Annotated in this window: 11 protein-coding genes; 5 read left to right on the top strand and 6 right to left on the bottom strand. The window is 70.5% G+C overall.

Translation table 11 applies throughout. The annotated features are described in order from the left end of the window. A partial coding sequence (locus ACLQ6X_RS16225; protein WP_411701181.1) for a MarR family winged helix-turn-helix transcriptional regulator occupies nucleotides 1–404 on the top strand: 404 nt, incomplete at its 5' end. A 109-nt stretch (nucleotides 405–513) separates the two neighbouring features. Here the strand turns inward: ACLQ6X_RS16225 and ACLQ6X_RS16230 are convergent. From ACLQ6X_RS16230 to ACLQ6X_RS16240, 3 genes are read right to left on the bottom strand one after another with little or no spacing between them, the layout of a single operon-like run. Further along, nucleotides 514–1,548: an NAD(P)/FAD-dependent oxidoreductase gene (locus ACLQ6X_RS16230; RefSeq protein WP_411701182.1), complete on the bottom strand. Its 1,035-nt coding sequence runs from the start codon at nucleotides 1,546–1,548 to the stop codon at nucleotides 514–516. Further along, a complete protein-coding gene (locus tag ACLQ6X_RS16235) occupies nucleotides 1,548–2,084 on the bottom strand; it encodes an isoprenylcysteine carboxyl methyltransferase family protein (protein ID WP_411701183.1) in 537 nt (178 codons plus the stop codon). Before ACLQ6X_RS16235 ends, ACLQ6X_RS16230 begins: the two co-directional genes overlap by 1 nt. Beyond that, nucleotides 2,081–3,142 carry a type III polyketide synthase gene (locus ACLQ6X_RS16240; RefSeq protein ID WP_411701184.1) on the bottom strand — a complete coding sequence of 354 codons (1,062 nt, stop codon included), beginning with the start codon at nucleotides 3,140–3,142 and terminating at the stop codon, nucleotides 2,081–2,083. The genes ACLQ6X_RS16235 and ACLQ6X_RS16240 overlap by 4 nt, the downstream gene beginning before the upstream one ends. A 143-nt stretch (nucleotides 3,143–3,285) precedes the next feature. Here ACLQ6X_RS16240 and ACLQ6X_RS16245 point away from each other — a divergent pair, with 143 nt between their 5' ends. Next, on the top strand, nucleotides 3,286–3,822 hold the full coding sequence (locus ACLQ6X_RS16245) for a TetR/AcrR family transcriptional regulator (protein ID WP_411701185.1): 537 nt from the start codon (nucleotides 3,286–3,288) through the stop codon (nucleotides 3,820–3,822). A gap of 43 nt (nucleotides 3,823–3,865) precedes the next feature. Here ACLQ6X_RS16245 and ACLQ6X_RS16250 read toward each other — a convergent pair whose 3' ends face one another. The 3 genes from ACLQ6X_RS16250 to ACLQ6X_RS16260 form a co-directional block, all read right to left on the bottom strand. After that, complete coding sequence (locus ACLQ6X_RS16250) at nucleotides 3,866–4,297, bottom strand: MepB family protein (protein WP_411701186.1); 432 nt, start codon at nucleotides 4,295–4,297, stop codon at nucleotides 3,866–3,868. Between the two features lie 57 nt (nucleotides 4,298–4,354). Beyond that, on the bottom strand, nucleotides 4,355–4,828 hold the full coding sequence (locus tag ACLQ6X_RS16255; protein WP_411701187.1) for a hypothetical protein: 474 nt from the start codon (nucleotides 4,826–4,828) through the stop codon (nucleotides 4,355–4,357). A gap of 341 nt (nucleotides 4,829–5,169) precedes the next feature. Next, nucleotides 5,170–5,922 carry a class I SAM-dependent methyltransferase gene (locus ACLQ6X_RS16260; protein WP_411701188.1) on the bottom strand — a complete coding sequence of 251 codons (753 nt, stop codon included), beginning with the start codon at nucleotides 5,920–5,922 and terminating at the stop codon, nucleotides 5,170–5,172. 191 nt (nucleotides 5,923–6,113) lie between these two features. On the opposite strand from ACLQ6X_RS16260, the gene ACLQ6X_RS16265 reads away from it, so the two are divergent. From ACLQ6X_RS16265 to ACLQ6X_RS16275, 3 genes are all read left to right on the top strand, one after another. Beyond that, entirely contained in the window at nucleotides 6,114–6,851 is a 738-nt protein-coding gene (locus ACLQ6X_RS16265; RefSeq protein WP_411701189.1) for a GNAT family N-acetyltransferase, read from the top strand. A 91-nt stretch (nucleotides 6,852–6,942) separates the two neighbouring features. Next, entirely contained in the window at nucleotides 6,943–9,342 is a 2,400-nt protein-coding gene (gene cofG, locus ACLQ6X_RS16270) for a 7,8-didemethyl-8-hydroxy-5-deazariboflavin synthase CofG (protein ID WP_411701190.1), read from the top strand. After that, nucleotides 9,339–9,683 (top strand): hypothetical protein, encoded by a 345-nt coding sequence (locus tag ACLQ6X_RS16275; RefSeq protein ID WP_411701191.1) that lies wholly within the window; start codon nucleotides 9,339–9,341, stop codon nucleotides 9,681–9,683. The genes cofG and ACLQ6X_RS16275 overlap by 4 nt, the downstream gene beginning before the upstream one ends. Nucleotides 9,684–9,697: the final 14 nt, after the last annotated feature.

Below are 9,697 nucleotides of genomic sequence, written 5' to 3' on the forward strand. Positions count from 1 at the left end.
GCCAGGTCTGTTTCGCGCTGGCGACGGCGAACCGCAGCGTGATCAACCTCTACCGCCCGGTGCTCGAGGCGATCGGCCTCACGCACCCGCAGTACCTCGTGATGCTCGCGCTCTGGGAGCGCAGCCCGCGCACGGTGCGCGACCTCGGTGACGCGCTTCTGCTCGAGCCGGCGACCCTTTCTCCCCTACTCAAGCGGCTCGAGTCGGCCGGGCTCGTCACCCGCACACGCAGTGCGAAAGACGACCGCGCGCTCGACATCGAATTGACGACGGATGGGCGGGCCCTGCGCGCCAAGGCCGAGGCCGTGCCCGGCACGATTGTGGAGAAGCTCGGGATGCCCGTGGCCGAGCTCGAGGAGATGCGCGACTCGCTCTCGCGCCTGATCGCCGCCGCGACCCGCTAGCCCCAACCCAAGCAGATGAGCCGCTTCCGGCCGGATGACGCGTCCGCGGTCGGCTCATTCGGCCGGAAGCGGCTCATCTGGGGCGGGAGCCCGAGCCCGGCCGGGCGGGTCAGCGTGCCAAACGCTCCACCACGCCGCCGTACACCCGCGGCAGCGCGGCGGCGAGCGGCACGATCGCGGGGCGCAACGGCGAGCGAGCGGCCGCCACCAGCCCCGACGTGAGCACCCGGAAGTCGCGGGTGATGCTCATCCAGTCCTGCTCGTAACCGCCGGGACGGCCGTGCACCACCGCCGCCACCGCGGCCTGCGCCTGCGCGAACCCTAGGCGAAGGCCCTCGCCCGTGATCGCGTCGACGTAGCCCGAGGCATCACCGACGAGCAGCACGCGCCCGCGGTGACGCCGGGACGTGCGCTGCCGCAGCGGACCCGCGCCGCGCAGCGTGCTCGCGGGCTCCGCGTCGAGCAAGAAGGCCAGCTCGCGAATGCCCGCGAGCGCACGCGCGAAGTCGATTCCGCGGCGGCCGAGCAGGGCGATGCCCACGGTGTCCGGCGCCACGGGCGTCACGTACGCCTCGACGTCGCCGCTCCAGTGCACCTCGATCAGGTCGCTCCACGGCGCCACCTGGAAATGCTGCCGCACCCCGAAGCGGCGGCCGCGACGGGAGGCGGGCAGTTCCACGCCGATCTCGCGTCGCACGGTCGAGTGCAGCCCGTCGCATCCGAACAGCCATCGCGCGCGCGTCCCCGCGGCCGTCACCGACGCGGCGTCCTGCGAAATCGAACCGACCTTCGTCTCGTCGAACGCCACCCCCAGCGCGACGGCCCGCGCGTGCAGCGCAGCGTGCAACTCGGTGCGCCGCACCCCGCGGCCCTCCCCCGAGGCGGAAGCGAACCGGTGGTCGGCGTGCCGGCCCGGCGTGCGATAGCTCACCCCGCGCAACGGCATCCCGGCCGGCTCGACGCCGAGCCGCTGCAGCCGCGGCAGCGCACCCGGCATCAGGCCCTCGCCGCAGGCCTTGTCGATGTCGCCCGATCTGGGTTCGGCGACCACCACGCTGAGTCCGGCGAGACGCGCCTCGATAGCGGCCGCGAGGCCCACGGGCCCGCCGCCCGCAACGATGAGGTCGACGTCGAAACCGCTCATCAGACCGGGGAGCTAGGGGCCAGCTTCCGCAGCGCCTCATTCTCGGTGGGGATGCGGAAGCGCAGCAGCAGGATGGCGTTCAGCACGGTGAAGACGATCGCGGTGATCCATGCCGTGTGCACGAGGGGAAGCGCGATGCCCTCGACCGCGACGATGAGGTAGTTCGGGTGGGGCAGCCAGGCGAACCGGTACGGGCCCTTGGCCTTCACGGCTCCGGCGCCGGGGATGACGATCACGCGCGTGTTCCACTGCGCGCCGAGCGCGGCAATGCACCAGTAGCGGCCGGCCTGGCAGAGCAGCGCGATCGCGAGCATCGGCCAGCCGAGCCACGGGATGAACGGCCGGTCGAGCAGAAACACCTCGGCGATGCAGGCGAGCAGGAAGCCGGTGTGCAGCGTGACCATCCACGGGAAGTGCGACTGGCCGTACTCGATGCCTCCCCGCGCGAAGGCGGCCGAGGCGTTGCGCTTCGAGACGACGAGCTCCACGATGCGCTCGGCACCCGTGAGCAGGATCAGGGCTAGGTACGCGATCACGCGGCCCACTCTAGTAGTACGAACTCGGCGCTGACGCCCGGGCCGAGGGCGAAGAGCAGGCCGGGTGCCGCGGCGTCGAACGAACCGAGCGCGAGGGTGTCGGCGAGCACGTGCAGCACGGCCGCCGACGACAGGTTTCCGACGCGGTCGAGGCAGGCCCAACTGCGCGCGAACACCGAGGCGTCGACGCCGAGGGCGGTCACGAACGCCTCGAGCACCTTCGGCCCACCCGGGTGGGCGACCCACCAGGCGATGTCGTCGACACTCAGCTGCCGCGTCGAGAGGAAGGCCGCGACATCCGAGGCAAAGTTCTTCTCGATCACGTCCGCGACCCCGGGGGTCAGCACGATCTCGAATCCGTTGCCGCCCACGTTGAACCCGATCACGTCGCGTGTGTCGGGGTAGATCGCGCTCAGGGTCGCCGCCACGCGTGGTCCCGCCGACCTGGGGTGCGCGTCGCCGACCATCACCACGGCCGCCGCGCCGTCGCCGAACAGGCCGGTCGCCACGAAGTTGGCCATGGTGGCATCGTCGCGCTGCAGCGTGAGCGAGCAGAGTTCGACGCTGATCAGCACGCCCACGCCGGTGGGGTGCCCCTCGAGGTAGTCGTGCACGCGCGAGATGCCGGCCGCACCGCCCATGCACCCGAGCCCGTACGACGGCAGCCGCTTCACGTCGGAGCGCATTCCGAGCCGCGAGACGAGCAGGGCGTCGACCGACGGCGCCGCGATGCCGGTGACCGAGGTGAACAGGATGAAGTCGATGTCGGATGCCACGAGCCCGGCGTCGTCCAATGCGGCGCGCAGGGCGCGCTCGGCCAGGTCGGTCGCTACCTCGATGAAGATGTCGTTGGTCTCGCGGAACGACCCGAGTTCGCGGTATCGCTCGAGCGGGAGGGCCGTGTGGCGCGTGCCGATGCCGCTCGCCGCGTGCATGCGCTCGATCACCGCCTGGCGGGCGGGAACCGACGTGATCAACGGCGCCAACTCGGCGGTGATCTCGCTCTGGGTGTACACAAAATCCGGAAGCACGGGGGCGACCGCTGCTATGCGGGTCATGCTCAGAACGTAGCACCACGGCCGTCGGTCTCCCCCGTGACGCCGACCCCTCGCCACGGCCGCCCGGTGCGCCTACTATGGCTCGCACGATCCCGGAATGATGAAAACTCATCGATAAAGCGAATCGCGCTACGATCGTCGTCGTGACCGACCCTCGCATCCGCCGAACGCGGCTTCACGTCGTGGAGACCGCCCGCGAGATGCTGGCCGCCCGCACCGACGAGCCGTTCACCTTCACGACCCTCGCCGCCCGAGCGCGAGTGTCGCGGCGCACCCTCTATACCCACTGGGGTTCGATCGAAAAGGTCATCCGCGACGTCGTCGCGCTGCGCGCCGAGGATAGGCCGGTCGACTCGCCGTCGTTGTCGCCGCGCGACAGCCTTCGACAGTTTCTCGAATCGATGCGCGCCGGAATCGCCGACCCGGTCACCCGGTTCGCTCTCGCGGCGCTCATGAACCAGTCGAGCCATGACACCGATGCCGCTCGGTCGTTCGTCGACCTGGCCGTGACCCGCACCGAGCACTTCAGGTCGAGCGTGGCCCCGGTCGACCAGACGACGTACGCGCAGCTGGTCGGTCCCATTCTTTTCGCCGAGTTTCTCGGTGGTGAACCGGCGTCCGACGAACTGATCGACGCGCTCGTCGACCGCGGAGTGGCGATTCTGGGGCTCGAATCCTGACGTCGCTGCCGCCTCAGCCGTGTTGCTCAATCGGAGCGTCGGGTCAGAATTTCCGAAAGGCCGCTGCCTGAGCTCGCTGAGTCGCTGCAGCCTGGGGATTTAGCCCTTCGCACCAGCTCGGATACAGGCGGAAGCCGCGTTTCCCTGGCCCTCTTCCCGAGGTGATGCCCAATTCTGCAAGATGCTCGGCGGTGAATCGGAACACTCCGCGTCTGCCCTCTTGGACCACGAAGACAAGCAGGCCGGCGGCGGGGTCGTCGACCGCGAAAGGCATGGTGTTCCCGTTCTCGTCGCGTCGCCAGAAGGCGACGAACGCGCCGGGCTTCGTCGGGGTGTTGCGTGCGGTGCGAATATGCCAGGTCTCACCGTCGATCTCGATCAGGCCCGACTCATGGTCACTGTTCTGCGATTCCGGGACAGCCGACGCGGAGACCCCGATCTCGGCCGCATACCTCTCGAACGCGCTGAACACCATCTGAGGACGTTACCGCGATCGCGACTGTGCGACCCGCGCACACTCCATCAGCCCGGCCTAGCGCCGGGTCGTCGCTCCTGCCGCGGGATGCTCGGCGGGCAGCCCGTGCCGCTTGCCCTCGGCCGCCCATGCGACGTTCTTCTTCTCCCACTCGCGTACCGCCTGGCGTTCCGGCTCGATGGCCGCGAATTCCGCACAGGTCAGCACGGGTTCTCCACAGGCGCATGCACCGAAATTCTGAGCGTTTTCGTGGTGCAGACGTTCGAGTCTCCAGAGAACCGCCATGGTCCGGTCGTTTCGGCGGTTGGCGAGCTCTGTGGCGCGATCGGCGCGGCGCACGACGTCGTTCTCGAGCAGGTCACGCACGCCGCCCACGGCGAATTCGCCCGCCACGACCGCCGTCAGGCCCGCGGATTCCGCCCGCAGACCGTCGATCACGAGCGCTTCGCTCGCGAGCAGAGCGGTCAATCGCTCGACCTCAGCTTGATGGTTAACCTGCTGGTCAGCCGCGAGATCCGCCCACATCGCCACGTGTTCGCGGTCGCGACGCTCCGACTTGTCCGATCCGAGGTGGTTGACGCACCGCGCGCAGACCACCTGGTCGCTGGGCGAGGCGAAGCGGAAGGTGCGTGGTGCGAGACAGCACAGACACTGAGCCGTGACATCCACGTGCAGCTCGTAGGCGTGGGGCACGTTCCGGTCCTCCTATTCACACACACGTTCGAACACAAATATGCCGGTGAGTGGTTAAGTTCGAATTACACGCCTGTAGTTATCCACAGGCTTATTAACAAGTACGAAAGATTCATCCACAGGTGTTTATACACTGTTAAAAACTTTCCGGTGGCCCGCAAACGGGGCGTTATTTAGGCTCAATCGGGGCGCCGCGCCACCGCGAAACGGTACGCGTTGTGAAGCATGTAGCCGTCGCCCGAGCGGAATCGCGCCGCGGCCGCCAGCACCGCCGGTGCGAGTTCGCGCTTGGTTTCGGGGTCTGCGCCGAGCAGCACCCCGCGCACGAGGGTCTCGTCGTCGGCCGCCGTCCACGGCACCTCGACGAGCCCCGCCGTCACGACCTCGAGTCCGCTCTCGACGAGCACCTCCTCGAGCCCGCCGGCCACGCGCAGGTCGCCGTCGGGGCCTGCCTCCTCGCCGTCGGCCGCCGCCACGGCCTCCTCGATCGCGTCGAGATCGTTGCGCGCTCCCTCTGCCCAGTTCGCGACCGCCACCAGCCCGCCGGGCACCAGCACCCGCCGGAATTCGGCGAGCGCCTCGACCGTGTCCTCGGCGAATTGCAGCGCGTTGATCGCCACAACTACGTCGAACGATCCGTCCGGCCAGGGCAGCGACTCCGCTCCGCCCACACGGATGTCGGCGAGCGGCGCCGTGGCCCGCGCGAGGGCGACCATGCCGGGCGCCGGGTCGACGCCGGCCCCGGTGGCGCCCAGTCGCTCGAGAGTGCCCAGAAACTCGCCGCTGCCGCAGCCGACGTCGAGCACGCGCGAACCGGCGCGAATGCCGGATGCCGCGATCAGCGCGTCGTGCGCGGGCGCCGCCGAGGCCGCCCACAGGTCGCTCCACTCCGCGGCGACCGCCGACCAGCCGTCTTCCTCAGCGCCGTCCATGCGCCCCACCCTAGACCCGCCCCTCACAGCGCCCCGCTCCCTCCCCCAACCCGGCCAGTCCTCGCAACTCAGGCAGAATCTCGGATGTCGCGGGGCGAAGTACCGGGATCGGCGTGTTTCCGCGGCCGCGGCATCCGCTCACCCCACCCGCCACGCAATCTGCCTGAGTTGCGAACGGTGAGAATAGGGGGATGACGTTGGAACTGCGCATCCGCCCCCTCGCCGCGACCGATGTCGACGAGGTGGCCACCGCCGCTGACGTCGACCGCGGCACCCTGCTCGCCGAGGTGACGAGCTGGCAGCAGCAGAAGGCCCCGACCGTCGTCGCCCGCACGCTCGACGGCGCCTTCGTCGGGTTCGCCCGCGCCCGGCCGAACGAGGTCGAGACCGGCCCGCGCACCGAGGGGCAGGTCGCCGAGCTCACCCACCTGTTCGTCGCCGCCGAGCGCCGCGGCCACGGCGCGGGCACCGCCCTCGTCGAGCGCGCGCTCAAAACGCTGCGGATGCTCGGATTCGCCCGCGTCGTCGCGGCCGTCACCGAGCCGACGGCCGCCTGGCTCGCCGCCCGCGACTGGCAGGTGCTGCCGGCTAACCGCGCCCTGGTCTGGATCGAGCCGTTCATCCCCCGCGACGACCTCTGGCACTCCGACGCGCGCTCGGGTAGCTTCTCCCCGTTGCTCGCGATGCCCTTCGCCAAGAGCCGGCCGCTGCAGGCGTGGATGCGCCTCGCCGACACCCCGCCACTGATCGACGCGCAGTACGACCCGCGCGGCGACTCCGACGCGCACGCCCAGACCGCGATCACGGCCGCCCTCGTCGAACGGGCCGACGTGCTCGCCACGCTGCCGCCCCTATTGCGGGCCGCGTTGCACTTCCCGGCCTACGACGCCGCGCCCGCCGAGGTTCCGGGCGACAGCCCGAAGGCGTAACCTAGACCCCAGTCAGTTCGTGCGGGCCTTGATTTGGGCTCGAGGACACTCCGTTGAGTGTTGTCCCTGTCGCTCGTCACGAAGGCTTGTTATGCCCACTGCTCTGCACGAAGCACTCTCGCGCGTCGAGGCCTCGCGCACGGTCGACCAACGCGATGCCGAGCTGCTGTTCGACGCGCGCGACGCCGACCTCGAACGGTTGCTCTCCGTGGCATCCGCCCTTCGCGACGAGGGCCTCGAGAACTCGGGCCGCGACGGGGTCATCACCTACTCGAAGAAGGTGTTCATCCCGATCACCTTCCTCTGCCAGGACCGCTGCCACTACTGCACCTTCGTCGAGACCCCTGGGGGCCTGCTGGCACAGGGCAAGCCGAGCTACATGTCGCCGGACGACATTCTCGAGGTGGCCAGGGCAGGCGCGGCCATGGGCTGCAAGGAGGCGCTGTTCACGCTCGGCGACCGGCCCGAGAACCGCTGGCCGAGCGCCCGCGCCTGGCTCGACCAGCACGGTTACGCGTCGACGATCGACTACATCCGGGCGATGGCGAAGCTCGTGCTCGAGCAGACCGGGCTGCTGCCGCACCTCAACCCCGGTGTGATGACGTTCGGCGAGCTGCAGGCACTGCGGCCCGTCGCACCGTCGATGGGCATGATGCTCGAGACCACGGCGACGCGGCTGTGGAGCGAGAAGGGCGGCGTGCACTACGGCTCGCCCGACAAGGATCCGGCGGTGCGCCTCCGCGTGCTCGAAGACGCGGGCCGCGCGAAAGTGCCGTTCACGACCGGGGTGCTGCTCGGCATCGGCGAGAACAACGCCGAGCGCGCCGAGTCGCTGTTCGCGATCCGCGCCTCGCACGAGCGCCACGGGCACATCCAGGAGACGATCGTGCAGAACTTCCGCGCGAAGCCGAAGACCGCGATGCAGAACGACGACGACCTCGGGCTGCAGGAGTACGTGGCCGCCGTCGCGGTGGCCCGCATCGTGATGGGACCGGATGCCACGATCCAGGCGCCGCCCAACCTCACCGACGCGAACGAGCTCGGCCTGTTGATAAGAGCCGGAATCGACGACTGGGGAGGAGTCAGCCCACTCACCGCCGACCACGTGAACCCCGAGCGCCCGTGGCCCGAGCTCGACGACCTGGCCCGGCTGACCCGCGCCGCGGGCTACGAACTGCGCGAGCGGCTGACTGCGCATCCGCCGTATGCGACCGACTCGGCCTGGGTCGACGCGCGCATCCGGCCACACGTCGAAGCTCTCGCCGCGCCGTCGGGGCTCGCGGATGCCGCGGCGCCCGTCACCGGACGCCCCTGGCGTGCGGCGCCCGTCACGCGCACCTCGACTCCCCTGCTGCGTCGCGCCGCCGCCGACCCGGCCGGCCTCGACGACGCGGACTACGTCGAACTGCTCGGCTACGACGGCCCCGAGCTGGAGGCCCTCGCGGCCGTGGCCGACGGGCTGCGCGTCGCCACCGTCGGCGACGGGGTGAGTTTCGTGGCCAACCGCAACCTCGACTCCTCGGTCGTCACCGACCCGTCGCTCATCGGCGATCTCGCCGACGAGGCGGCCGCCCTCGGCGCCACCGAGATTTGCGTGCAGGGCGCCGTGCCGGCCCACCTGCCCGGCTCGACCTACCTCGACATCGTCGCGGCGATCCGCGCCCGTCAGCCCGGGCTGCACCTGCACGCGTTCCGCCCGACCGAGGTCGCCGACGGCGCCGCCCGGCTCGGCGTCTCCGTGCGCGAGTTCTACGAGGCGCTGCGCGACGCCGGCGTCGCCACGGTGCCGGGCACCGGCGCCCGTGTTCTCGACGATCGCATCCGCGGACTGCTGAGCGCGAACACCGACCCGCCGGCGTCCGCGTGGATCGAGACCGTGGCGACCGCGCACTCCGTCGGCCTGCGCTCCACCGCGACCATGGTCTACGGCCACGTCGAGACGCCCGCCGAGCAGGTCGCGCACCTGCGAGCGCTCGTCGCGCTGCAGCGGCGCACGGGCGGGTTCACCGAGTTCATCGCGATGCCGTTCGTGCCGGTGGATTCGCCGCCGATCGCCGGTGCGCGTCCGGGGCCGAGCGTGCGGGAGAGCCGGGCGCTGCACGCGGTCGCGCGGCTCGTGCTGCACGGCAGCATCGACCACATCCAGGCCGCGTGGACCAAGCTCGGCCTCGAGACCAGCCAGGCCGTGCTGCTCGGCGGCGCCGACGATATCGGCGGGCTGCTGCTCGACGGCGTGATTGCACCGGAAGCCGGAGCCGAGGCGCAACGCTCGCTCACGATCGCCGACGTCGAGCGCGTCGCCGCCGAGATCGGTCGCACCGCTCGGCAGCGCACGACCGACTACGGCTCGCCGACGCCCGAACAGCTGGCGTTCGCCCGGCGCTCCGACGCACCGCCCGCGTCACGCCTGCAGCTCAAGGTGGGTGCCCGCCAAATCAAGCTGACGCCGGTGACCCCGCTCGCTGAGCCTGTCGAAGCGCGCACCGCATGATCACGCTCGCCGCCACGGTCCCCCACCGTGACTTTCTCGAGGCCATGCTCGCGCGCCACTACACGCCCGCCGCAACTCCCACCGTGCTCATCACCACCGACCCGCACACCCCGGTCGTCGACACTGTGGCCCGGATCATCCTGATCACCGACGACCCCCTGCCGTCGACGACGCCGACCGTGCTGCCGACGCTGGTCATCGGCAGAACCGCGCTGCCGGACGCCGCCCATGTCAGACTCGCGACGACCCACCCCGCCGAGCTGCTCAGCGTGATCGACGGCTACCTGCGACACCCCGAGCGTTTCCCGGTCGGCGCGACGACGGCCGCCGCCCGCGTATGACCATCCTCCGCACC

Source organism: Conyzicola sp., assembly GCF_046714715.1.
Taxonomy (GTDB): Bacteria; Actinomycetota; Actinomycetes; order Actinomycetales; family Microbacteriaceae; genus Conyzicola.